This window comes from Microbacterium sp. NPDC056569 (assembly GCF_042793475.1).
Lineage (GTDB): Bacteria > Actinomycetota > Actinomycetes > Actinomycetales > Microbacteriaceae > Microbacterium.
Genome location: NZ_JBHTUV010000007.1, coordinates 109,547 through 132,602, shown reverse-complemented (window position 1 = coordinate 132,602; position 23,056 = coordinate 109,547). Strand labels below are relative to the sequence as shown.

Here is a 23,056-nt window from a genome sequence, read left to right as displayed (position 1 = left end):
ATGGGCGTGTCGGAGCGGGGCGTTAGGGTAGTCCGGTGCCCGCCCCCGTGATCACCGCTGAGAACCTCGTCAAGGCCTACAAGGTCAAAGGCAAGCCCGACTTCCTCGCCGTCGACGGACTGTCGTTCGAGGTGGCGCCGGGCGAGTCGTTCGGCCTCCTGGGCCCGAACGGCGCCGGCAAGTCCACGACGATGAAGATGGTCGGCGCGGTGTCGACGCGTACCGCAGGCGACCTCACGATCCTCGGGCTCGACCCCGACCGCTACGGCCCTGAGATCCGCTCGCGCCTGGGTGTGGTGCCCCAGCAGGACAACCTCGACGGCGAGCTCAACGCGCGCGAGAACCTCTACATCTACGGGCGCTACTTCGGGCTGCCCGGCAAGGTGTGCCACCAGAAGGCCGACGAGCTCCTCGCGTTCGCGCAGCTCGAAGACAAGGCGAAGAGCAAGGTCGAGCAGCTGTCCGGCGGCATGAAGCGCCGGCTCACGATCGCACGCGGCCTCATCAACGACCCGCGCATCCTGCTGCTCGACGAGCCGACCACCGGTCTCGACCCGCAGGCGCGCCACGTGCTGTGGGACCGCCTGTTCCGGCTGAAGGAGCGCGGCACGACGCTCGTGTTGACGACGCACTACATGGACGAGGCCGAGCAGCTGTGCGACCGGCTGATCGTCGTCGACAAGGGCCGCATCATGGCTGAGGGCACGCCGGCCTCGCTCATCCGCGAGCACTCCAGCCGCGAGGTGCTCGAGGTGCGCTTCGGCTCCGACCGCAACGAGCAGGTCGCCCCGCAGCTCGAGGGCATCGGCGACCGCGTCGAGGTGCTTCCCGACCGTATCCTCGTGTACGCGAACGACGGCGAGGCGGCACTCGAGACCGTGGCGCATCGAGGTCTCACCCCGATCACGTCGCTCGTGCGTCGCTCCAGCCTCGAGGACGTCTTCCTCCGGCTCACCGGAAGGTCGCTGATCGAATGACGCTCCCTCCCGAAGACTCCGGCGCCGCTCCGGCCTCCGCGACGCGCGTGCAGCCGTCGCTCGACGAGCTGCGCGCCGAGGCGATGCAGTGGGGTCGCAAGCCCCGCGCATTCGGCACGTGGTACGTCACCGAGCACATGGTCCGAGCCATGCGCGCATACGGCTGGACGATCATCGTCGGCGCGCTCGGCCAGCCGATCCTCTATCTGCTGGGGCTCGCCGTCGGCCTCGCCGCGCTCATCGACGCTCCGATCACCCAGAACGGCGTCGAGGTCTCGTACCTCGTGTTCGTCGCGCCGGCGCTCCTCATGACCGCCGCGATCTCGGTCGCGTCCGAGGAGTTCTCGTATCCGGTGATGGCCGGGTTCAAGTGGCGCCGGTACTTCTTCGGGTTCAGCGCGACCGGACTCACACCCGGGCAGATCGCCGGCGGCGTCGTCGCCGGCGCCTCGGCGCGCATCATCGTCGTCACGGTCGCGTACTACCTGTTCCTGTGGCTGTTCCAGGCGGTGCCCGACCCGCAGACGGGCTGGCTCACGATCCCCATCGGCCTGCTCGCGGGCCTCTCGTTCGGCATCCCGTACATGGCCTACGCCGCGTCGATCACCGACGACAAGGGCCAGATCGCACTCGTGCAGCGCTTCGTCTTCATGCCGATGTTCCTGTTCTCCGGCACCTTCTATCCGCTCGACACGCTGCCGCTGTGGCTGCAGTGGATCGGCTGGGTGTCGCCGCTGTGGCACGCGACCGAGCTCGGCCGCGTCGTCACCTACGGCCTGCCGATCGATCCGTTCGCGATCGTCGTCCACGTCGGCTACCTGCTCCTGCTCTCGATCGGCGGGTACCTCATCGGCCGCCGCATCTTCCAGAGGAGGCTGGGCGAATGAGCGTCGCGACCGGAACCGAGACCGGCGCCGTCCGCGCCGGCGGGGTGCGCGCCCTCTGGGCGGGCAACCCGCAGTCCGTCGTCCAGCGCGGCCTCATCGCCGCGCGCTCGTCGAGCTGGGCCGTCGTGCTCTCGGGCTTCTTCGAGCCCGTGTTCTACCTCGCCTCGATGGGCATCGGCCTGGGCGCCCTCATCGGCGACGTGCAGACCTCCAGCGGCGTCGAGGTGCCGTACGCGGCGTTCATCGCACCGGCGCTCCTCGCCGTCTCGGCGATGAACGGGGCGATCTACGACTCGACGTGGAACGTCTTCTTCAAGCTCAACTACGGCAAGCTCTACGAGGGCATGCTCGCGACGTCGCTCGGTCCGCTCGATGTCGCGCTGGGCGAGATCCTGTACGCGCTGCTGCGCGGCCTGCTGTACGCGAGCGGGTTCATGATCATCATGCAGATCCTCGGCCTCAACCTCGCGTGGACGGCGATCCTCGCCCTGCCCGCGGTGCTGCTCATCGCGTTCGGGTTCGCGAGCCTCGGCATGGCCGTCACGAGCTATATGAAGACGTTCCAGCAGATGGACTGGATCAACTTCGTGCTGCTGCCGATGTTCCTGTTCTCGGCGACGCTGTACCCGATCACGATCTACCCCGAGTGGATCCAGCACATCATCATGGCGTTCCCGCTGTGGCATGGCGTCGAGCTCGTCCGCGGACTCACGACCGGCATCCTCACGCCCGAGATGTGGTGGCACGTCCTCTACTACGTCGTGATGATCGCGATCGGCCTGGTGTTCACCACGAAGCGCCTCCGCGCGCTGTTCCTCGACTGATCCCGTGCTGGTCGTCGAACTCGTCCTCTGCGCGATCGGCATCGCGTCGGCCGTCGTCGTCTCGATCGGGTTCGGCAGCCTGCCCTGGGATGACAGCCTGGGCGAGATCGTGGGCGCCTTCGGGGTGCTCATGGTGCTCGTCGCGGTCTACATCCGGATCTGGTGGGCGCGCACCGGCGATGGGCGCGACTCCCGCACGAGGCTGATGTGGTACCTCCCCGCGGCGATGACGGCGGTCATCACCCCGGGGCTGCTCTCCGAGGGAACCGGAGCGGACTGGCCGCCCTTCGTCGACGTGCTGTGGTTCCTGGTGTTCGCATACCTCGCGGCGCTCCTGGGGTTCCTCGCGCTGTTCCTGTTCCTCCTGCCGCTCGAGGCGCTCGGACGCGGCATCCTGCACCTCGTCACCGGCAAGCCGGGCGGCGGGTGGCTGCTGTTCTGGGGCACCGCCGGCGCGCTGCTCACCACTTTCGTGTTCGTCGGCGCCTTCGCCCTCGACGACCTGCCGCCCGGCCGCGCGGGCGCCCTGCCGGTGCTGTTCGCGCTGCTCGGCATCCCGTTCGGCTACACGGTCGAGTCCGAGACGCTCCTGTGGATCGCCCGCGCGCTGGCGCTGGTGCTGACCGCGATGCTCCTGGCGTCGGCGCACTTCGGAGGCAGGCAGCGGGAGCGCGAAGAGAAGGAGCGCACCGCCGATCGCGAGACTCTGCGGCAGCGTCGCCTGGCGCGTCGCGAGGCGCAGCTCGCGCGCGATCGCGCCATGCGCGACGGCACCGACGCGATCTGACGCGGGCAGTGCGAGGCGTTCGGGCCGCGGGATGCGAAGACGACGGATGCTGCAGCCCGCGCGGGGCTGCAGCATCCGTCGTCCTGCGAAGCCGGGGTCAGAGCGAGCCGGTGGCTCCCACGCCCAGGTCTGCGTCGTAGTCGACGTCCTTCGTCTCGGGTGAGAGGAGGAGGGCGATGAACGTCAGCACACCCATCGCCGAGAGGTAGACGCCGACGAGCCACGGGCTGCCGTCGGCGCCGGCCCACAGCGCGACCGCGACGATCGGGGCGAGCGCCGCACCGAGGATCGACGACACGTTGTACGAGATGGCCGAGCCCGAGTAGCGGACGTTCGTGGGGAAGAGCTCCGGCAGCACGGCTCCCATCGGGCCGAAGGTCGAGCCCATCAGCATGAACCCGAAGATGAGGAACGCCTGGGTGAGTGCGCCCGTGAACTTCGGGTCGAGCTGCGGCGAAAGGAACAGGTTGAACGTCAGACCGAACACGATGATGAGCGCGGTCACCCACAGGAGCAGCCGGCGGCGGCCGATCGCGTCGGCGATCGGGCCGGACAGCAGCGTGAAGATGCCGAAGAACACGACGCCGATGATCTGCATCAGCACGAAGTCGGTGTAGCCGAAGCCGAGGCCCGGGTAGAACTGCGCGGCGAAAGCGGCCGGGTCGAACGACTGGCCGGCCGCCTCAGCGGCCTTCTGCGCGGCGGCCGATGCGGTCTCGAGGTCGGCGGCCTTGGTGCCGTACGACAGCGTGAAGTTCGTCATCAGGTAGAACAGCACGTAGGTCGCCAGCATGATGAACGTGCCGAGGATCAGGTGCCACCAGTGGTGACGGATGACGGTGCCGAGCGGGAACTTGCGGATCGCGCCCTTCTCCTCGGCCTTGACGAACGTCTCGGACTCGACGAGGCGCAGACGCACCCACAGGCCGATGACCACCATGACGGCTGAGAACAGGAACGGCACGCGCCAGCCCCACGCGAGGAAGTCGGCCGACCGCTGACCGGCGCCATCCGGGTGGGGGAGCAGGTAGTTGATCGCCAGGAACACCGAGTTCGCGATGATGAAGCCGAGCGGTGCGCCCAGCTGCGGGAACGTGCCGTACCAGGCGCGCTTGCCCTTGGGCGCGTTCTCGGTCGCGACGAGGGCTGCTCCCGACCACTCGCCACCGAGCGCGAAGCCCTGGGCGAGTCGCAGCACGAGCAGCAGCACCGCGGCCCACACGCCGATCTCGTTGAACGTCGGCAGGCACCCGATGAGGAAGGTCGCGATACCCATCGTGAGCAGCGACGCGACGAGGGTCGCCTTGCGGCCGAACCGGTCGCCGAAGTGGCCGAAGACGATGGCGCCGAGCGGACGCGCGATCATCGCGGCGCCGAAGACGCTGAACGACAGCAGCAGCGACGTGGTGTCGTTGCCGGTCGGGAAGAAGAGGATCGGGAAGACGAGGACGGCGGCGGTCGCGTAGACGTAGAAGTCGTAGAACTCGATCGTGGTGCCGACGAGGCTCGCCAGGATGACGCGGGAACGGGGATTGGCAGGAGCCGCCGTGGTGGCGGTGGTGGGGGAGGACATATTCACCTGGGCATGCGCGGAGCGGGGCATCCGGATGGGATGCGGCGGTGGGCGGTCGCCGGGCGCAGGGTGACGCGTCGGGCGGCACTGCACTGGATCACCGTGGGTGCAGGCGTGGTCGCCCGGCACGAACAACCAGCCTACTCCCGCGATCGCGCGCCGTGCGCGGAGACGGAAAACGGATGCTGCGGCCCAGGGCTGCAGCATCCGTTCCGTGAATCAGGCGGTCAGCGCCAGAGCACGGCGATCGCGGCGTTCGCGAAGGTCAGCACGCCGATCGACCAGAAGATCGCGCCGGGCACCGAGCCGGTCTTGCGCTGCCGGCCCGCGCCGATGCCGAGGAGCGCGCCGATGACGACGAGGATGACGAGCTTCACGCCGATCTTGACGTAGTTCAGCTCGTAATCGATGCCCCACGGGGCGGCGAGGATGAGGCCGGCGAGGCCGGCGATCGCGAGGCCCCAGTTCATGAGGCGCGTGATCTGGTGCTTTCCGTTCACCGCTTCGACGACCCAGGCGCCGAAGAGGATGGCGAAGCCCACGAGGTGGACGAGCACGACGACGTGGCGGAGGATTTCCATGCCATCAGTCTAGCTGAAGGTTGCTTGGTCGCCAGATGTGCGGAGATCTCCCCTCTCGCGGGTTTCCAGAAGTCTGGGAATCGCGAAAGGGTAGATCTCCGCACGGCGTCAGGCGCGCAGGTCGCGGAGCACGACGGCGGTGCGGATGGCCGCGTCGGCGGCTTCGAAGCCCTTGTCCTCGACGGAGCCCTCGAGTCCCGCGCGGGCGATGCCCTGAGCCTCGTCATCGAGCGTCAGCACGCCGAAGCCGACCGGCTTGCCGGTGTCGAGCGCGACCCGCGTCAGGCCGTCGGTCGCCGCGTTCGAGACGAACTCGAAGTGGGGCGTGCCGCCGCGGATGATGACGCCCAGCGCCACGACCGCGTCGGCTCCGGCCTCCAGCGCCGCCTTCGCCACGACGGGGAGCTCGAACGACCCGGGCACGCGCACCAGCCGGTGCGAGGCGCCCGCGGCCGCGGCGGCGCGCTCGGCGCCGGCGATCAGGCCGTCGGTGATCGTCTCGTGCCACGTGCCCGCGACGACGACCACGTCGAGTCCGCTGCCGTCGACGGGTGCGGTCGCCTCGGGTGCGCCCTTGCCGCTCATCGTTCTGCTCCTTCGTGCATCTGCGCCAGCGCGTCGGCCAGGTCCTCTTCCGCGATGAGGTGGCCCATGCGGTCGCGCTTCGTCTCCAGGTACTGGTGGTTGTTCGGGCCGACGCCGACCAGGAGCGGCACCTGCTCGACGATGTCGAGGCCGAGCTCCCGCAGCTGCTTGACCTTGTCGGTGTTGTTGGTCAGCAGGCGCACCTTCTCGATGCCGAGGTCGGTGAGGATGCCGGCGGCCGCCGCGTAGTCGCGGGCGTCGGCCGGAAGGCCCAGCGCGAGGTTGGCGTCGACGGTGTCGAGGCCGCGCTCCTGCAGCGAGTAGGCGCGGAGCTTGTTGATGAGGCCGATCCCGCGACCCTCGTGGCCGCGCATGTAGATGACCACGCCGCCGTCCTGCTCGATGGCGTCCAGCGCGGCCTCGAGCTGCGGGCCGCATTCGCACTTGAGCGAGCCGAACGCCTCACCCGTGAGGCACTCCGAGTGCACGCGCACGAGCGGCGCGTCGCCGAGCTCGCCCGAGACGACGGCGATGTGGTCGGTGCCGGTGATGCGGTCCTTGTACGCGAGGAACCGGAACTCGCCGTGCGCGGTGGGCACGTGCGCCTCGGCACGAAGGCTCACGCGGCGCTTGTGGGCGTTGCGGATCGCGGGGTCGCACGGCACGTTCTCGTCGAGGTAGGCGGCGAGCTGCTCGATCGTGATGACCGGGATGCCGTACTCTGCCCCCAGCTCCTGCAGGCCGGGCAGGCGCATCATGCTGCCGTCCTCGGCGACGACCTCGCCGATGACGCCGACCGGTGCGAGGTCGGCGAGCTTCATGAGCTCGACGGCGGCCTCGGTGTGGCCGGCACGCTCGCGCACGCCGCCGTCGACGGCGCGCAGCGGCAGGATGTGGCCGGGGCGGATCACGCTCGTGGGGGTCGACTCGGGGTCCGCGAGCACGTTGAGCGTGTGGGCGCGGTCGGCGGCGCTGATGCCCGTCGACACGCGGTCGGCGGCGTCCACGCTCACCGTGTAGGCCGTGCCCCGCGCGTCCTCGTTGTTCTCCACCATCGGTGGCAGGTCGAGGCGGTCGGCCCAGTCGGCGGGCATCGGCGCGCATAGGAAGCCGCTCGTCCAGCGGACGGTCCACGCGACCCACTCGGGCGTGGCGAGCTGCGCCGAGAGGATGACGTCGCCCTCGTTCTCGCGGTTCTCATCGTCGGCGACGATGACGGGCCGGCCGGCGCGCAGCGCCTCCAGGGCGTCGGGGATCGTGGCAAGGCTCATTTCGAGCCTCCTTCCGTGGGTGCGGACGAGTCCGCGGGCAGTTCGGGCGCGGCCGGTGCCGTGAAAGAGAGCAGCCGCTGCACGTGGCGCGCCAGTATGTCGGTCTCGAGGTTGACGCGGTCGCCCGGCACACGGGCGCCGAGCGTCGTCGCGGCGAGGGTCTCGGGGATGAGGGAGACCTCGAACCAGCCGTCGCCGGGGGCGGCGGGGCTGGCGCCGCTCACCGTGAGCGAGACGCCGTCGACGGCGATCGAGCCCTTGTCGACGACGAGGGGTGCGAGCTCGGCGGGCACCGAGATGCGCAGCACCTGCCACTCGGCGCCCGGGCGCACCTCGAGCACCTCGCCGGTGCCGTCGATGTGGCCCTGCACGATGTGCCCGCCGAGACGGCCATGCGCGGCCGTCGCGCGTTCGAGGTTCACGACGCGGCCCGGGGCGACGCCCTCCAGCGTCGACATGTCGAGCGTCTGCTTCATCACGTCGGCGGTGAACCAGTCGGGCCCCTGATCGACGACGGTGAGGCACACGCCGCTGACGGAGATCGAGTCGCCGTGCGCAGCATCCGACACGGCCTTCGGCCCGCGCACCGTCACGCGCACGCCGTCTCCCGACGGCGCCACGGCGGTGACCTCGCCGACCTCTTCGACGATTCCGGTGAACATCACTCGTCTCCTTCCGACGTGGGGGAGGCGACGAGCAGCAGATCGTCGCCGAGGGGTATGACGGATGCCACGGCAAGGCGTCGTGCCTCGCCGATGGTCGTGACCCCGATGTCCTGCAGTGCGAGGCGGTCGCCGCCGAGCAGCACCGGTGCGATGTAGACGAGCAGCTCGTCGGCGAGCCGCTCACGCAGGAACGACGCGGCGACGGCGGGGCCGCCCTCGACGAAGACGCGCTGCACGCCGCGGCGGCGCAGGTCTTCGAGCATGGCGGGCAGGCCGCCCGAGGCGTCGTCGCCGGGGTACTGCAGGAAGGCATGGGGATGCTGCCGCACGGCCGCCGCGTCGGGCACGGCACGTGCGCCGACGACCACGGGAACCGGCTGGTGCGCGAGGAGCGAGCCGTCCTCGGCGCGCGCGGTGAGCGCCGGGTCGTCCGCGAGGACCGTCCCGGTGCCGGCGACGATCGCGTCGGCCGCGGAGCGGCGTCGGTGGACATCGGAGCGCGCCCGCGGTCCGGTGATCCACTGGCTCGTGCCGTCGGACGCGGCTGCCCGGCCGTCGAGGCTCTGCGCCCACTTGACGGTCACGTGCGGGCGGCCCAGGCGCTGGACGGTCAGCCACGAGTCGAGGAGGACGGTCGCCTCTGCGGCGAGGAGGCCAGCCTCGACCTCGACGCCGGCCGCGCGCAGGCGCGTCCCACCGCCTGAGGAGTGGTCGCCGGGGTCCGCGATGGCGTACACGACCCGCGTGATGCCCGCCGCGATGAGCGCCTCGGAGCAGGGTCCGGTGCGCCCCGTGTGGTTGCAGGGCTCGAGAGTCACGATCGCGGTCGCGCCGCGCGCGGCGCCCGGGGCGAGCTTCGCCAGTGCGTCGACCTCGGCGTGCGGGGTTCCGGCGCCGCGGTGCCAGCCCTCGGCGAGCACCTCGCCGTCGGGGGACAGCAGGAGCGCGCCGACCTGCGGGTTGACCCCGCGCGGACCGCGCTGCGCGATCGTCAGCGCCCGACGCATCGCGTCGTGTTCCGCTGTGCTCGCCATCCGGCCCCTCGTCTCGTCGTTCTCGACGCTCCGGGGCACGGGAAGCGGAGGCGCGCATGGCGTCGCCTCAGTGCTGCCTCCCATCCGGACTAGCGACCCGCCTCCTGAGGAGACCAGTCGCATCACCGTCGGTTCCGGAATTCCACCGGATCGGCCGCGGCGGCATCCGAATCGAATGCTGATGCCTTGGCTCGCGGACTGTCACCGCCGGTTCGGATTCTCACCGACCCCGGAGCACGTTGATGCTCACGAGTGTAGTCAACGCGGCATCCGTCCATTCATTCCATGTCGTCGCATGAAGTCGAGGCGCACGCCGTGTCGCCGGAACCTCACTCCAGGAGGGCCCGCGCCGTCGCCTCGTCGACGACGAGATCGGTCGCGATCCGCGCCGCGAGGGCGCCTCGGAGGCTCGCGAGCTTCGACACCCCCGATACGACGCAGACGCGTCGGGGGATGCCGCGCAGCAGGTCGAGGCTGGGTCCGGTGGCCCGGTCGTTCAGGGCGATGCCGTCGCTCGAGCCGTCGGCGCGGTAGAAGACCGTCGCCACATCGCCGACGACGCCCTCCTCGGTGAGCTGGTCGAGCTCGGCGGGCTCGAGATAGCCGCCGCTGTACACGTGGCTCGGTACGCGGGAGCCGGCCGACCCGGTGCTGAAGAGCACGAGGTCCATCGTGGGCAGCATGTCGAGGATGCGCCGCGTGCTGCGTTCACGCCACATCGCGTCCTTCGTGGCGGGGTCGTCGAAGAACGCGGGGACGGGGAACTGCTGGGCGCTCCCGTCGTACGCGGCGGCGAACCGGCTCAGGATCTCGCTCGCGTACAGGAGGCCCGTCGAATGGGTGTTGCCCGAGCCGTTCAGCTGCACGAATGTCGCGCCGTGCACCGACGTCGGAACGAGATGCCTGCTCACCGCCGCGGTCGTCGAGCCCCACGCGACGCCCACGGTCATGTCGTCCTGCACGAGGTCGAGGAGCGCGTGCGCGGCTGCGACGGCGACGCGCTGGAGACGGTCGACCTCGGTGGCGTCGTCGGGGACGGGAACGACCTGCGCGAGGATGCCGAAGCGCTCCGCCAGGCGTTCTTCGAGGCGCTGCGGCGCGGCGAAGGGAGACCGGATGCGGATGTCGACGATCCCCGTCGCGCGGGCGTGCGTGAGCAGCCGCGACACCGTCGAGCGCGACGTGCCGAGCTCCCGCGCGATCGCGTCCATGGTGCGGTCCTGCACGTAATAGAGGTGCGCGGCCGTGAGCGCACGCTGCATCGTGCGGGCGTCGCCGATCTGGTCCATGGTCTCATCGTGCACGTATGTGCATCTCGCCTGCAAGGACGTCCAGCGGTGCCATCATAGAAGAGCGGACAGCACGACGATGGGGGACGCGATGGCGGCACGGGCTGCGGAACGAGGACGGACGACGCTGGCGGAGCGGCCGTATGCGGACGTGCTGATCGTCGGCGGCGGCATCAACGGCCTCGCCACCTTCCGCGACCTCGCGATGCAGGGGGTGGACGTCGCGCTCGTGGAGCGCGACGATTTCGTCAGCGGCGCGTCGGCGGCCTCGTCGCACATGATCCATGGCGGCATCCGCTACCTCGAGAACGGTGAGTTCCGGCTCGTGCACGAGGCGGTGACCGAGCGCAACGGGCTGCTGCGCATCGCCCCGCACTACGTGCGGCCGCTGCAGACCACCATCCCGATCTTCTCGACGTTCTCGGGGGTGCTGTCGGCGCCACTGCGATTCCTGCGCCACGGCGGCCGGCACCACGAGCGCGGTGCCGCGCTCATCAAGATCGGTCTCGTGATCTACGACTCGTTCTCGCGTGGCGGCGGCGTGTTCGGCACGGGCACCGTGCCGCGGCACACGTTCCACGGGCGCAAGCGGTCGCTCGCGCAGCTGCCTCGACTGAACCCCGACGTGAAGTACACAGCGACGTACTGGGACGCGTCCCTCCACGATCCCGAGCGCCTCGCCATCGACGTGCTCCGTGACGGGCGCGCCGCCGGCGGCGACCGCGCCCGCGCCGCCAACTACACCGCGGCCGTCGGCGTCGACGGCGGGCGGGTCGTGCTGCGCGACGCGCTGACCGGTGAGGAGACCCGGTTCACGGCATCCGTCATCGTCAACGCGAGCGGTCCGTGGACCGACCTCACGAACCTCGCCCTCGGCGACCCGACGCGGTACATGGGCGGGACGAAGGGCTCGCACATCGTGCTCGACCACCCCGAGCTTCTCGCGGCGACCGGCGGCCGGGAGCTGTTCTTCGAGAACGAGGACGGCCGCATCGTGCTCATCTACCCGCTCAAGGGGCGCGTCCTCGTCGGCACCACCGACCTCGAGCACGACATGGCCGACCCCGTCGTCTGCACCGAGGCGGAGGTCGACTACTTCATCGAGCTGATCGGGCAGGTGCTGCCGACGATCCCGGTCGAGCGCTCGCAGATCGTCTACCGGTTCGCCGGCGTGCGGCCGCTCCCCGGCCATGACGACGTCTCGCCGGGATTCGTCTCTCGTGACTACCGCGTCGAGTCTGCGCCGCTGGTCGGTGGGGATGCCACGGTCCTGAGCCTCATCGGCGGCAAATGGACGACGTTCCGGGCGTCGGCCGAACATCTCGCCGACCGCGTGCTGGATCTGCTCGCACGCCCGCGCCGCACCTCGACCCGCGGAGTGCCGATCGGCGGTGGACGCGGCTACCCCACGACGGAGCGCACGCGTCAGCAGTGGATCGCGGCGCATGCCGGCGACGTGCCCGCCGCCCGCGTGGCGATGCTGCTCGACCGCTACGGCACGGTCGCCGAGGCCGTCGTCGACGCGATCGCCGCAGACCCCGACGACGCGCTGCTCGAGCACCTGCCCGGCTACAGCTCGGCCGAGCTGCGCCACCTCGCGGCGACCGAGGACGTCGCCCACCTCGACGATCTCCTGCTGCGGCGCACCAGCATCGCCTTCGTCGGCGAGGCGACGGCGGACGGGGTGGCCGCGGCGGCGGAAGCGGTCGCGCCGGTGCTCGACTGGGACGCCGCACGAACGGCCCTCGAGGTGGAGCGCGCGCTCGCCCGGGTCCATGCCGCGGATCCGTCCTGGACGCCGACCGGCGCGCGATAGCCTGACCGCACGCGCGCCTCGGCGCGCCGCCCACCGCGCGGGCGATGCCGCCCGCCGAGCAAGGAGACGACGTTGCCCGACCACGTGCTGTCCATCGACCAGGGCACGACCTCGACCCGCGCGATCGTGTTCGACGCCGGCGGCGGCGTGGTCGCCGTGTCGCAGCGCGAGCACGAGCAGATCTTCCCCCGGGCCGGACGCGTGGAGCACGACCCCGTCGAGATCTGGACCAACACCGAGTGGGTCATCGCGTCGTGTCTCTCGCGCGCCGGGCTCGCAGCATCCGACGTCGCCGCGATCGGCGTGACCAACCAGCGCGAGACGGCCATCGTCTGGGAGAAGCGCACCGGGCGCCCCGTGCACAACGCGCTCGTGTGGCAGGACACCCGCACGCAGCCGCGCATCGACGAACTGGCGGGCGAGGGCGGTGCCGATCGTTTCGCCGACACCACCGGGCTGCCGCTCGCGACCTACTTCTCGGCGTCGAAGGTCGCGTGGATCCTCGACAACGTGGACGGCGCGCGCGCCGCCGCCGAAGCCGGCGAGCTGCTGTTCGGCACGCCCGACACGTGGGTGGCGTGGAACCTCACCGGCGGCGCGCGGGGCGGCATCCACGTCACCGACGTCACCAACGCATCGCGCACGCTGCTGATGGATCTGCGCACCCTCGACTGGTCGGACGAGCTGCTCGCCGTGTGGGGCATCCCGCGCGCGATGATGCCCGAGATCCGCTCTTCGTCCGAGGTCGTCGGGCACTCCTCGCTGCCCTCGGTGCTCGACGGGGTGCCCATCGCCGGCATCCTGGGCGACCAGCAGGCGGCGACCTTCGGTCAGGCCGCGTTCGACGCGGGGGAGTCGAAGAACACCTACGGCACCGGGAACTTCCTCCTCGTGAACACCGGGACCGAGATCGTGCGTTCCGGCAGCGGCCTCATCACCACCGTCGGCTACCGGATCGGCGACGAGCCCGCGCGCTACGCACTCGAAGGATCGATCGCGGTGACCGGCTCGCTCGTGCAGTGGCTGCGCGACAACCTCGGCATCATCCAGCGGTCCGAAGACGTCGAGACGCTCGCGGCGAGCGTGGACGACAACGGCGGCGCCTACTTCGTGCCGGCGTTCTCGGGGCTGTTCGCGCCGTACTGGCGCCCCGACGCGCGCGGCGCACTGGTCGGCCTCACGCGCTACGTCAACAAGGCGCACATCGCCCGCGCGGCGCTCGAGTCGACGGCGTTCCAGACGCGCGACGTCATCGAGGCGGTCGTCGCCGACACCGGCCGCACGCTCGACGAGCTGCGCGTCGACGGAGGCATGACGCGCGACGACCTCCTGATGCAGTTCCAGGCAGACATCCTCGGCATCCCCGTCGTGCGCCCGAAGGTCGTCGAGACGACCGCGCTCGGCGCCGCGTACGCCGCGGGTCTCGCGACCGGCGTGTGGAGCAGCCTGGACGAGCTGCGCGCGCACTGGCGGGAAGACGTGCGATTCGAGCCGCGCATGCCCGAGGACGAGCGCGAGCGCCGCTACCGGCAGTGGCGCAAGGCCGTGTCGAAGTCGCTCGACTGGGTCGACGACGACGCCCGAGTGCTGATGGGCACGACAGGGGACTGACGCCCTACTTCAGCAGGCGCGAGAGGCGGCGATCGGCGAGGATCTTTCCGCCGGTCTGGCACGTGGGGCAGTACTCGAGCGAGTTGTCGGCGAAGAACACGCTGCGCACCTCGTCGCCGCACACCGGGCATTTCTCGCCCCTTCGCCCGTGGACCTGCATGCCCCGGCGCTTCGCGTCCTTCAGCTCGGCAGGTGGCTTTCCGGATGCCTCGGCGACAGCATCCGTCAAGGTCGCGGTCATGGCGTCGAACAGGCGCGTGACGTCGTCGTCCGACAGCGACGAGGCGAGCGCGTACGGCGACATCTTCGCCGCGTGCAGGATCTCGTCGGAGTAGGCGTTGCCGACGCCCGCGATGATCATCTGGTCGCGCAGCACCCCCTTGATCTGCGTGCGGCGACCCGCGATCAGCTCGGCGAAGGTGTCGCGGGTGAAGGAGGGATCGAGCGGGTCGGGGCCGAGGCGGGCGATGCCGGGCACATCGGCGGGTTCGCGCACGACGTAGACGGCGAGGGACTTCTTCGTGCCGGCCTCGGTGAGGTCGAACCCCGCTCCGTCCGACAGGGCCACCCGCAGCGCGATCGGCGTCTTGCCGGGGCGGATGATCGTCTTCGGCAGCTCGTCGTACCAGCGGAGCCAGCCCGCCTTCGCGAGGTGGAACACGAGGTGGGGGCCCGTCGTCGCGAGGTCGATGAACTTTCCGTGGCGCGAGGCGCCCGTGATCTCCTGGCCGTGGAGGGCATCGATCGGCGGGTCGTACGTCTTCAGCGCGGCGATGTTCGCGACGGTCGCGCGCGTGATCTGCACGCCGGCCAGCCGCTCGCCGAGGAAGTCGACGAGTCCCTGCACCTCGGGCATCTCGGGCATGCGCTCATCCTGTCATGCCGCGGCGACACGCGGGCCGGTCGACGGCGGTCGGCAGGACGCGGCCGCGCAACCTGAGCGGCCCGGTCGTCAGTCCCCGAGGACGGGCCAGGGCCGCGGCATCCGTTCGTCCTGCTTCAGGAGTCCCGCGATCCAGCCGTCGTCGCGACCGTTGGCGCTGACCAGGGCCTGGCGGAGGGTTCCCTCGAAGCGGAAGCCCAGCGCGCGGGCCACGCGCGCCGATGCCTCGTTGCCGACGACCGCACGCCACTCGATGCGGGTGAGGCCCGCGCCGTCGGGCGAGAAGGCCCAGTCGATCACGGCGTTCGCGGCTTCGCGGAGGCGTCCGCCACCGCGCCGGCCCGGAGCGATCCAGTACCCGATCTCGCCGTTGCCCTGCCCGTCGAGGCGGTAGAACCCGATCGTGCCGACGAGCGTCGCACCCTCGCGGATGACCCACGTGCGGTGCTGCTCGCCCGCCCACTGCTCTGCGACCGCGCCGATGAACTTCTCGGCGTCCTCGCGCGTGTACGGCGACGGCACGCGCGTGTACCGCTGAATGTGGGGGTCCTGGCATGCCTCGTAGATCGCGTCGACGTCGTCCGTGCGCGGTGCGGACAGCTCCAGGCGCGCGGTGCGCAGGGTCACGGGCTCCATCCGCCCACCCTATGGGGTGCCCGCAGCGGCCCCGCCCCCTCCCCGGCAACCGGAGCCGACTGGCGGGGATCGCCGGCCGTCCGCGGTACAGGCCAAGGCTTGCCGCACGCCCGCCACCGCGCCAGCGCGCCGCCGCGCGTCGCGGCACTGGTCAGGGCCGAACCTCGGTTCGCAACTCAGGATGGTTGTCTCCTGACGAGCACGGACGAGTCCGCAGACGGCAACCGTCCTGAGTTACGAACATGTCCTCTCCTCCCCAACAGGCTCACCGAGGGGTTCCCCCACAGGTTCTGACGTTTGCCGCCCCACTCCGGGCGCGCTCCGCCAACGTCTGAAGCGTGTGGCACACTCATCGAACGCGGGCCGACCTGTTGGCCGACGGCCTGTCCGGCCGTCAGATCACGGCTGCGGTCAAGGCGGGTGAGCTCATCCGTGCACGACGTGACCGCTACTTGCCGGCTGACGCTCCGGACGAGGTTGTCCGTGCGGTGCGAGTGGGTGGGCGGCTCACCTGTCTGTCGTTGCTGAGGCTGCACGAGGTCTTCGTGCTGACGAACAGCCGACTTCACGTGCAACTGGCGCCACGGATGAGCCGGATGCGGTCGCCGCATGATCGCTCTCATCGGCTCAACTTGGCGAAGCTCCACGGGACCCGGCTCCACTGGCTCGCGCCTCGCGAGGATGCGGGCGCTGCCACATGCGCGAGCGTCGTCGTGGCACTCGCTCATGCCGTACTTTGCCAGGCGCCGCGGGCGGCCATCGCCTCGATCGACAGCGCCGTGAACAAGGGCCTCATACAGACCGAAGACGTCGCGACCATCTTCGACATCCTTCCCGCAAAGTACGAGGTGCTCCGGTCACTCGTCGACGGCAGGGCACAATCCGGTCCGGAGACGCTCGTGCGACTGATGCTTCTCGGACTGGGATGCACGGTCGATCTGCAGGTCGAGTTCGACGGTGTCGGCTTCGTGGACATCGTCGCCAACGGCTGGCTCGTGGTGGAGTGCGACAGCCGGCAACATCACGCCGACTGGGACCAGCGAGTCAAGGACTACACCCGCGACCTCAGGCTCGCGCAGCGCGGATTCGCGGTTCTGCGCTTGACCGCAAAGGACATCATGGAGCGACCGGACGAAGTGCTCTCCGCCCTGCGCGGGCTCGTCGCGACCCGTGGCCGCCATTCTTCCCGCTCGCGCGCCATCGCCGCCAAGGGGCGAAGCGTTCGATCGCAGTCGCGTTCGTAACTCAGGACGCACGCCCGTGCGAGGCGCGTTTGCGGGCTTTGCGAGCATTGATCCTGAGTTGCGCACAACACGGGGTCGCTCGCCAGAAGCGCAGGGTTCGGCAGCAGGATCGCGGCTTCGTTCGTAATTCAGGACGGATGCGGGTTCGAGGTGCTGATCCCCGGGTTGGCGAGCATCGATCCTGAGTTGCGAACAGCCGGCGGCTGGCGGGTGGCGGCCGGCTGCGGTGATCGCGACGGCGGCAGATGCCAGAACGAGAGGGGACGGATGCTGCGGCGCGGGGCCGCAGCATCCGTCCGGCGTCAGCGGGAGCGGCGGAGGAGGCCGACCTTGTCGTAGACGTCGGCGAGCGTGCGCTCGGCGACCTCGGACGCCTTGCCGGCGTTGACGGCGAGGACGCGGTCGAGCTCGGCGGGGTCGTCCAGCAGTTCGAGAGCACGGGAACGGACCGGGCCGAACTCGTTCACGACGACCTCGGCGAGACCCTTCTTGAAGTCGCCGTAGCCGCGGCCGGCGTACTCGTCCTCGATGGACGGGATCTGGCGGCCGGTCAGGGCCGCGTAGATCACGAGCAGGTTCGAGACCCCGGGCTTGGCCTCGCGGTCGTACCGCACCGACCCCTCGGAGTCGGTCACCGCGCGCATGATCTTCTTCGCCGACACCGCGGGGTCGTCGAGCAGCCACAGCACGCCGGCGTCGGTCTCCGCCGATTTCGACATCTTCGCGGTGGGGTTCTGCAGGTCGTAGATGCGGGCGGTCTCCTGCTGGATGACCGGCATCGGCACCTTGAACGTCTCGCCGAAGCGGCTGTTGAACCGCTCCGCGAGGTCACGCGTGAGCTCGACGTGCTGCTTCTGGTCGTCGCCCACCGGCACGATGTCGGTCTGGTACAGCAGGATGTCGGCGGCCATCAGCACCGGGTAGGTGAACAGCCCGACCGAGGTCGCGTCCGAGCCGTAGCGCGAGGACTTGTCTTTGAACTGCGTCATGCGCCCGGCCTCGCCGAAGCCGGTGATCGTCGACAGGATCCACGCCAGCTCGGGGTGCGCGGGCACGTGCGACTGCACGTACAGCGTCGACTTCGAGGGCTCGATGCCGGCGGCGATGTACTGCGCGGCGGTGCGGCGCGTCTTCTCACGCAGGTGCTCGGGGTCCTGAGCGACGGTGATCGCGTGCAGGTCGACCACCGAGAAGAACGCGTCGTACGACTCCTGCAGGTCGCGCCACTGCATGAGAGCCCCGATGTAGTTGCCGATCTGAAGGGAGTCGGCGGAGGGCTGCATGCCGGAGTACAGGCGCGATCTACTCATCCGACAAGTCTATAAAGCGGATGCTGCGGCTCAGCGCCCGATCGTGTAGTCGGCGACGACGGGGGAGTGGTCGCTCCAGCGCGTGTCCCACGACGGTGCGCGCACGACACGGTAGTCGGCCACCCGCGCACCGAGCTCGGGCGTCGCGAGGTGGTAGTCGATGCGCCACCCGGTGTCGTTGTCGAACGCGCGCCCGCGCATCGACCACCAGGTGTACGGGCCGTCGACGTCGCCGTGGAAGCGGCGGCCGATGTCGACCCAGCCGAGGCCGGGGCCGGTGGAGCCGTCGGCGCCGGTGACCTCTGCGCCCTCCTGGCCGAAGAAGCGGTCGAAGTACGCGCGCTCGCGGGGGAGGAACCCGGCCTTCTTGACGTTGCCCTTCCAGTTGCGGATGTCGAACTCCCGGTGGCCGACGTTGAGGTCGCCCATCACCAGCGCGAGCGGCGACGCGGCCTTGAGCTGCGGCATCCGTGTCTCCATCGCGTCGAGGAAGGCCCACTTCGCGTCCTGCTTGGGGGTGTCGGCCTCGCCGGTGTGCACGTAGGCGCTCACGACGATGAGTCGTTCGCCGTCGATGTCGAAGTCGGCTTCGATCCAGCGGCCGGCGCTATCGAGCACCTCGGCCGCGTCTTCTGCGGCGGGACCCAGCACGCGACGCACCTCGACCGAGGGGATGCGGCTGGCCACGGCCACTCCGGCGCGGCCCTTCGCCAGCGCCTCATCGTTGACGATCTCCCAGCCGGGCAGGGCGGAGCGGAGCTCCTCCTCCGTCGCGCGCACCTCCTGGAGGGCCATCACGTCGATGTCGGCGGCATCGAGCCACTCGCGCATGCCCTTGCGCGTCGCCGCGCGGATTCCGTTGACGTTGACAGAGGCGATGCGAACACGGCGAGACACGACCGCAAGACTATCCGGGGCCGCCGACACCCGAAGACGCCTCAGCTGCGGTCGGCGTCGTCGCGGGGCGTGCCCTTCGGGGTGCGCGTGCGCTTCGCCTTCGGCACCGCGGCCTTGGGCGCGGCACCGTTCGGCGTGGGGGTCCGGGCGGTGGCGGGCGCCAGGGCCGAGGGGCGTCCTGATGCGGCGGGGGTCGCGGCCTCCACCTGGCGCAACTCCTCCTCCGCGTCACGCACCGTCCGGTCGGCGATCCACAGGCGGTACCAGGGCGCCTGGTCGCGGGCGTCCTGCGCGGTGCGCAGCCGCACACGTGCGGCGACCAGCAGCGCCGCGTGCTCGGCCGCGACGCGCTCGGCGTCGGTCTGGGGCAGCATCACGACGTCGCGGTCCTTCGCCGCGACGGCGATCCAGGCGGCGGCGACGAGCATGACGAGTCCCAGCAGCCGGAACCACAGCAGCATCCCGATGAAGATGGCGAACGTCGCGAGCAGGGGGTTGGACGGCGTGTAGCTGAGCAGCAGCCCGGCGCCGAGCTGCAGCACCGAGATCCCGAGCCCGCCGAGCATCGCCCCCGGCCAGATCAGGCGCCAGGGGAGCTTCGTCCCCGTGAGGAAGCGGAAGAGCCCCGCGAGTGCGGAGGACGTCACCACGAAGCCGATGACGAGCGACCCGATGCTCACCGTGATCTCGGTGAGGGCGCTCGCGTCCGTCCAGCCGATCAGCGAGAAGATCCACTTGACCGCGTAGGTGCCGACCGTGCTGAGCGCCGCGCCGAGGATGAGGGCCGCGCCGAAGATGATCGCAGCCAGGAAGTCCCGGGCCTTGAGCAGGAAGTAGCTGCGGCGGTCAGGCGGGATGGCGAAGAGCTCTCGCACGGCGCGGCGCGAGTACGTGACCCAGTCGATGGCGGTCCAGATGAGGGCGCCGAGGGCGATCACACCCGTCCAGCCCAGCACCCCCGAGTTGGAGGACGCGATCTCCTGCACCTCTTCGGGGGTGGCGATGCCGCCGGAGTCCGCGATCAGACCGGGGATGTAGACGTTGATGAGGTTGATGAGCGCCTCGACGGCTTCCGGGCTGCCGCCCAGCCAGATCCCCACGATCGCGAAGACGACGTAGATCGCCGCGAAGCACGCGAACAGCGCGACGTAGCTCACGCCTGCCGCGAGGAGGAACCCGTTCTCGATCAGGAAGTGCCGCCACACCCGCACCGGGAACCACGCCAGCGTCGCCTCGGTGAGACGAGTCGCGCGGCTGATCGGCGCGTCGAAGCGCTGGCGCAGGCTCTGCTCCGTGGCCTCCCAGCGTTCGCGGAGCGACTCCTCCTCGCGCTGCGCGGCGTCCGCCGCCGCGCGGGCGTCGGGCGGTGGAGTGTGCGTCACGGTGTCAGATTAGCGAGTCCCGGCAGGCGTGCGGGACACTCCCTACGGGCCGTCACCGGGCGACGGGACACGGATGCTGCGACAAAGAGGATGCCGCATCGCCCGGCGATGCGGCATCCGTTCGGTCAAGAGCCGAAGGTCACGGACGCCCGCGGAGGACCGCCTGCTTGACCTCGGCGATGGCCTTGGTGACCTCGATGCCGCGCGGGCACGCCTCGGTGCAGTTGAAGGTCGTGCGGCAGCGCCACACGCCCTCTTTGTCGTTGAGGATGTCGAGGCGCACGTCGCCCGCGTCGTCGCGCGAGTCGAAGATGAAGCGGTGCGCGTTGACGATCGCGGCCGGACCGAAGTACTGGCCGTCGGTCCAGAAGACCGGGCACGACGAGGTGCACGCGGCGCAGAGGATGCACTTCGTCGTGTCGTCGAAGACCTCGCGGTCGACGATCGACTGGATGCGCTCCTTGCCGGCCTCAGGCTTCGAGTTCGCGATGAGGAACGGCTGCACCTCGCGGTACGACGCGAAGAACGGCTCCATGTCGACGACGAGGTCCTTCTCGAGCGGCAGACCCTTGATCGCCTCGACGTAGATCGGCTGCGAGATGTCGAGGTCCTTGATGAGCGTCTTGCACGCGAGCCGGTTGCGCCCGTTGATGCGCATCGCGTCGGAGCCGCAGATGCCGTGGGCGCACGAGCGGCGGAACGTCAGCGAGCCGTCGACCTCCCACTTGATCTTGTGGAGGGCGTCGAGCACGCGGTCGGTCGAGTACAGCTCGACGTCGTAGTCGACCCAGCGCGGCTCCTCGTCGACCTCGGGGTCGAAGCGCCGGATGATGAAGGTGACGAGGAACGACTGGATGCCGGTGTCGTTCGCGGACTCCTCCGCGCGGACAGGTGCGTCGGCGTCCGTCCGCTCGATGACGTCGGTGACCGAGGTCGCCATCAGTACTTCCTCTCCATCGGCGGGTAGTTCAATTCGCCCTTTTCGTTCTTCGTGAAGACGACCGGCTTCCAGCCCAGGCGGATGTGGTCCTCGGCGTTCGACGAGTGGGGGTCGCCCGACAGGTACGCCATGGTGTGCTGCATGTAGTTCTCGTCGTCGCGCTTCGGGAAGTCGTCGCGCATGTGGCCGCCGCGGCTCTCCTGGCGGTTCTTCGCGGTGACGACGACGACCTCGGCGATGTCGAGGAGGAAGCCGAGCTCGACGGCCTCGAGCAGGTCGGTGTTGAACCGCTTGCCCTTGTCGTCGACGTGCACGTTCTTGTACCGCTCGCGCAGCTCCTCGATCGTGAGGAGCACCTCGCTCAGCGACTCGTCGGTGCGGAACACCTGGGCCTTGCGGTCCATCTCGTCCTGCAGCGTCTTGCGGAGGACCGCGATGCGCTCGGTGCCCTGGTTGTTGCGCAGGCCCTCGATGAGGCTGCGCACCTCGGCGGCGGGGTCCTCGGGGAGCGGCACGAAGTCGGCGGTCTTGACGTACTCGACGGCGTTGCGGCCGGCGCGCTTGCCGAACACGTTGATGTCGAGCAGTGAGTTGGTGCCGAGGCGGTTCGAGCCGTGCACCGAGACGCACGCGCACTCACCGGCGGCGTACAGGCCGGGGACGACCGTCGTGTTGTCCGAGAGCACCTGCGCGTCGTTGTTCGTCGGGATGCCGCCCATCGCGTAATGCGCGGTCGGCATGACGGGAACCGGCTCGACGACCGGGTCGACGCCCAGGTACGTGCGGGCGAACTCGGTGATGTCGGGGAGCTTGGTCTCGAGCACCTCGGCGCCCAGGTGCGTGCAGTCCAGCAGCACGTAGTCGCGGTGGGGCCCGGCGCCGCGGCCCTCGGCCACTTCCTGCACCATGCAGCGGCTGACGATGTCGCGGGGGGCGAGGTCCTTGATGGTCGGCGCATAGCGCTCCATGAACCGCTCGCCGCTCACGTTGCGCAGGATCGCGCCCTCACCGCGGGCGCCCTCGGTGAGGAGGATGCCGAGCCCGGCGAGGCCGGTCGGGTGGAACTGGAAGAACTCCATATCCTCCAGCGGCAGGCCCTTGCGCCAGATGATGCCGACGCCGTCGCCGGTGAGGGTGTGCGCATTCGAGGTCGTCTTGAAGATCTTGCCGAAGCCGCCCGTCGCGAAGATGACGGCCTTCGACTGGAAGACGTGCAGGTCGCCGGTGGCGAGCTCGTACGCGACGACGCCCGCGATCTGCTTGTCCTTGCCCTCGCCGACGGTGATCAGGTCGAGCACGTAGAACTCGTTGAAGAAGTTGATGCCGAGCTTGACGCAGTTCTGGAACAGCGTCTGCAGGATCATGTGGCCGGTGCGGTCGGCTGCGTAGCACGCGCGGCGCACCGGGGTCTTGCCGTGGTCGGCCGTGTGGCCGCCGAAACGGCGCTGGTCGATCTTGCCCTCGGGCGTGCGGTTGAACGGCAGGCCCATGTTCTCGAGGTCGATGACCGCGTCGATGGCCTCCTTCGCGAGGATCTCGGCCGCGTCCTGGTCGACGAGGTAGTCGCCGCCCTTGACGGTGTCGAAGGTGTGCCACTCCCATGAGTCCTCTTCGACGTTGGCCAGAGCCGCCGCCATGCCGCCCTGCGCCGCGCCGGTGTGCGAGCGGGTGGGGTACAGCTTCGAGATGACGGCCGTCTTCGCCCCGGGGCCCGCCTCGATGGCGGCGCGCATGCCGGCGCCGCCGGCGCCCACGATGACGATGTCGAACTGGTGGTAGTGGACGCCGTCCTTGACGTAGCTGTCGGTGGTCTCAGTGCTCACGCTGTGTGCTTTCGGTGGTCGATGCTCGGGGGAGGCCCGAA

The 23,056-nt window shown here is 70.0% G+C and carries 21 protein-coding genes; 7 read left to right on the top strand and 14 right to left on the bottom strand.

Annotation, left to right across the window (positions count from 1 at the left end; genetic code table 11):
* Nucleotides 1-35 precede the first annotated feature (35 nt).
* From ACFQ7C_RS10095 to ACFQ7C_RS10080, 4 genes are read left to right on the top strand one after another with little or no spacing between them, the layout of a single operon-like run.
* Entirely contained in the window at nt 36-977 is a 942-nt protein-coding gene (locus ACFQ7C_RS10095) for an ABC transporter ATP-binding protein (RefSeq protein WP_378899933.1), read from the top strand.
* Entirely contained in the window at nt 974-1,864 is an 891-nt protein-coding gene (locus tag ACFQ7C_RS10090) for an ABC transporter permease (RefSeq protein WP_378899930.1), read from the top strand. The genes ACFQ7C_RS10095 and ACFQ7C_RS10090 overlap by 4 nt, the downstream gene beginning before the upstream one ends.
* Nucleotides 1,861-2,688, top strand: coding sequence for an ABC transporter permease (locus ACFQ7C_RS10085; protein ID WP_378899927.1), 828 nt, complete (start codon nt 1,861-1,863; stop codon nt 2,686-2,688). Before ACFQ7C_RS10090 ends, ACFQ7C_RS10085 begins: the two co-directional genes overlap by 4 nt.
* Before the next feature lie 4 nt (nt 2,689-2,692).
* Nucleotides 2,693-3,475 carry a hypothetical protein gene (locus ACFQ7C_RS10080; protein WP_378899924.1) on the top strand — a complete coding sequence of 261 codons (783 nt, stop codon included), beginning with the start codon at nt 2,693-2,695 and terminating at the stop codon, nt 3,473-3,475.
* Nucleotides 3,476-3,572: 97 nt separating this feature from the next.
* Here ACFQ7C_RS10080 and ACFQ7C_RS10075 read toward each other — a convergent pair whose 3' ends face one another.
* From ACFQ7C_RS10075 to ACFQ7C_RS10045, 7 genes are all read right to left on the bottom strand, one after another.
* A complete protein-coding gene (locus ACFQ7C_RS10075; protein WP_378899921.1) occupies nt 3,573-5,048 on the bottom strand; it encodes an MFS transporter in 1,476 nt (491 codons plus the stop codon).
* 227 nt (nt 5,049-5,275) lie between these two features.
* Nucleotides 5,276-5,629 carry a Fe-S protein gene (locus ACFQ7C_RS10070; protein ID WP_378899918.1) on the bottom strand — a complete coding sequence of 118 codons (354 nt, stop codon included), beginning with the start codon at nt 5,627-5,629 and terminating at the stop codon, nt 5,276-5,278.
* A 108-nt stretch (nt 5,630-5,737) separates the two neighbouring features.
* Nucleotides 5,738-6,214 carry a 6,7-dimethyl-8-ribityllumazine synthase gene (ribH, locus tag ACFQ7C_RS10065; protein ID WP_378899915.1) on the bottom strand — a complete coding sequence of 159 codons (477 nt, stop codon included), beginning with the start codon at nt 6,212-6,214 and terminating at the stop codon, nt 5,738-5,740.
* Nucleotides 6,211-7,485, bottom strand: a complete 1,275-nt coding sequence (gene ribA, locus ACFQ7C_RS10060; RefSeq protein ID WP_378899912.1) for a GTP cyclohydrolase II — start codon at nt 7,483-7,485, stop codon at nt 6,211-6,213. Before ribA ends, ribH begins: the two co-directional genes overlap by 4 nt.
* Nucleotides 7,482-8,147 (bottom strand): riboflavin synthase, encoded by a 666-nt coding sequence (locus ACFQ7C_RS10055; protein WP_378899909.1) that lies wholly within the window; start codon nt 8,145-8,147, stop codon nt 7,482-7,484. The genes ribA and ACFQ7C_RS10055 overlap by 4 nt, the downstream gene beginning before the upstream one ends.
* Nucleotides 8,147-9,184 carry a bifunctional diaminohydroxyphosphoribosylaminopyrimidine deaminase/5-amino-6-(5-phosphoribosylamino)uracil reductase RibD gene (ribD, locus tag ACFQ7C_RS10050; protein ID WP_378899907.1) on the bottom strand — a complete coding sequence of 346 codons (1,038 nt, stop codon included), beginning with the start codon at nt 9,182-9,184 and terminating at the stop codon, nt 8,147-8,149. Before ribD ends, ACFQ7C_RS10055 begins: the two co-directional genes overlap by 1 nt.
* 329 nt (nt 9,185-9,513) lie before the next feature.
* Nucleotides 9,514-10,473: a sugar-binding transcriptional regulator gene (locus ACFQ7C_RS10045; RefSeq protein ID WP_378899905.1), complete on the bottom strand. Its 960-nt coding sequence runs from the start codon at nt 10,471-10,473 to the stop codon at nt 9,514-9,516.
* A gap of 79 nt (nt 10,474-10,552) precedes the next feature.
* On the opposite strand from ACFQ7C_RS10045, the gene ACFQ7C_RS10040 reads away from it, so the two are divergent.
* Together ACFQ7C_RS10040 and glpK are read left to right on the top strand one after the other, a co-directional pair.
* On the top strand, nt 10,553-12,289 hold the full coding sequence (locus ACFQ7C_RS10040) for an FAD-dependent oxidoreductase (protein WP_378899902.1): 1,737 nt from the start codon (nt 10,553-10,555) through the stop codon (nt 12,287-12,289).
* Between the two features lie 72 nt (nt 12,290-12,361).
* Nucleotides 12,362-13,900, top strand: a complete 1,539-nt coding sequence (glpK, locus tag ACFQ7C_RS10035; protein ID WP_378899899.1) for a glycerol kinase GlpK — start codon at nt 12,362-12,364, stop codon at nt 13,898-13,900.
* Between the two features lie 4 nt (nt 13,901-13,904).
* On the opposite strand, the gene ACFQ7C_RS10030 is transcribed toward glpK, so the two are convergent.
* Together ACFQ7C_RS10030 and ACFQ7C_RS10025 are read right to left on the bottom strand one after the other, a co-directional pair.
* Nucleotides 13,905-14,765, bottom strand: a complete 861-nt coding sequence (locus ACFQ7C_RS10030) for an Fpg/Nei family DNA glycosylase (RefSeq protein WP_378899896.1) — start codon at nt 14,763-14,765, stop codon at nt 13,905-13,907.
* Nucleotides 14,766-14,852: 87 nt separating this feature from the next.
* Entirely contained in the window at nt 14,853-15,419 is a 567-nt protein-coding gene (locus ACFQ7C_RS10025; protein ID WP_378899893.1) for a GNAT family N-acetyltransferase, read from the bottom strand.
* Between the two features lie 338 nt (nt 15,420-15,757).
* Between ACFQ7C_RS10025 and ACFQ7C_RS10020 the strand changes: the two genes are divergently transcribed.
* Nucleotides 15,758-16,663, top strand: coding sequence for an endonuclease domain-containing protein (locus tag ACFQ7C_RS10020; RefSeq protein ID WP_378899890.1), 906 nt, complete (start codon nt 15,758-15,760; stop codon nt 16,661-16,663).
* A gap of 302 nt (nt 16,664-16,965) precedes the next feature.
* On the opposite strand, the gene trpS is transcribed toward ACFQ7C_RS10020, so the two are convergent.
* The 5 genes from trpS to sdhA all read right to left on the bottom strand — a co-directional run bounded on the left by trpS (nt 16,966) and on the right by sdhA (nt 23,015).
* A complete protein-coding gene (gene trpS, locus ACFQ7C_RS10015; protein ID WP_378899887.1) occupies nt 16,966-17,973 on the bottom strand; it encodes a tryptophan--tRNA ligase in 1,008 nt (335 codons plus the stop codon).
* Nucleotides 17,974-18,003: 30 nt separating this feature from the next.
* Complete coding sequence (locus ACFQ7C_RS10010) at nt 18,004-18,870, bottom strand: exodeoxyribonuclease III (protein WP_378899884.1); 867 nt, start codon at nt 18,868-18,870, stop codon at nt 18,004-18,006.
* Nucleotides 18,871-18,911: 41 nt separating this feature from the next.
* Nucleotides 18,912-20,252, bottom strand: a complete 1,341-nt coding sequence (locus ACFQ7C_RS10005) for a YihY/virulence factor BrkB family protein (RefSeq protein ID WP_378899881.1) — start codon at nt 20,250-20,252, stop codon at nt 18,912-18,914.
* Nucleotides 20,253-20,391: 139 nt separating this feature from the next.
* Nucleotides 20,392-21,192 (bottom strand): succinate dehydrogenase iron-sulfur subunit, encoded by an 801-nt coding sequence (locus tag ACFQ7C_RS10000; RefSeq protein WP_378899878.1) that lies wholly within the window; start codon nt 21,190-21,192, stop codon nt 20,392-20,394.
* Entirely contained in the window at nt 21,192-23,015 is a 1,824-nt protein-coding gene (sdhA, locus tag ACFQ7C_RS09995) for a succinate dehydrogenase flavoprotein subunit (protein WP_378899875.1), read from the bottom strand. The genes ACFQ7C_RS10000 and sdhA overlap by 1 nt, the downstream gene beginning before the upstream one ends.
* Nucleotides 23,016-23,056: the final 41 nt, after the last annotated feature.

Bases quoted from the DNA above. Each gene is read 5' to 3' on its own strand.
- ACFQ7C_RS10090 (WP_378899930.1), top strand. From the start codon at position 974: ATGACGCTCCCTCCCGAAGACTCCGGCGCCGCTCCGGCCTCCGCGACG.
- ACFQ7C_RS10085 (WP_378899927.1), top strand. From the start codon at position 1,861: ATGAGCGTCGCGACCGGAACCGAGACCGGCGCCGTCCGCGCCGGCGGG.
- ACFQ7C_RS10075 (WP_378899921.1), bottom strand. From the start codon at position 5,048: ATGTCCTCCCCCACCACCGCCACCACGGCGGCTCCTGCCAATCCCCGT.
- ACFQ7C_RS10070 (WP_378899918.1), bottom strand. From the start codon at position 5,629: ATGGAAATCCTCCGCCACGTCGTCGTGCTCGTCCACCTCGTGGGCTTC.
- ribH (WP_378899915.1), bottom strand. From the start codon at position 6,214: ATGAGCGGCAAGGGCGCACCCGAGGCGACCGCACCCGTCGACGGCAGC.
- ribA (WP_378899912.1), bottom strand. From the start codon at position 7,485: ATGAGCCTTGCCACGATCCCCGACGCCCTGGAGGCGCTGCGCGCCGGC.
- ACFQ7C_RS10055 (WP_378899909.1), bottom strand. From the start codon at position 8,147: ATGTTCACCGGAATCGTCGAAGAGGTCGGCGAGGTCACCGCCGTGGCG.
- ribD (WP_378899907.1), bottom strand. From the start codon at position 9,184: ATGGCGAGCACAGCGGAACACGACGCGATGCGTCGGGCGCTGACGATC.
- ACFQ7C_RS10045 (WP_378899905.1), bottom strand. From the start codon at position 10,473: ATGGACCAGATCGGCGACGCCCGCACGATGCAGCGTGCGCTCACGGCC.
- ACFQ7C_RS10040 (WP_378899902.1), top strand. From the start codon at position 10,553: ATGGGGGACGCGATGGCGGCACGGGCTGCGGAACGAGGACGGACGACG.
- ACFQ7C_RS10030 (WP_378899896.1), bottom strand. From the start codon at position 14,765: ATGCCCGAGATGCCCGAGGTGCAGGGACTCGTCGACTTCCTCGGCGAG.
- ACFQ7C_RS10025 (WP_378899893.1), bottom strand. From the start codon at position 15,419: ATGGAGCCCGTGACCCTGCGCACCGCGCGCCTGGAGCTGTCCGCACCG.
- trpS (WP_378899887.1), bottom strand. From the start codon at position 17,973: ATGAGTAGATCGCGCCTGTACTCCGGCATGCAGCCCTCCGCCGACTCC.
- ACFQ7C_RS10000 (WP_378899878.1), bottom strand. From the start codon at position 21,192: ATGGCGACCTCGGTCACCGACGTCATCGAGCGGACGGACGCCGACGCA.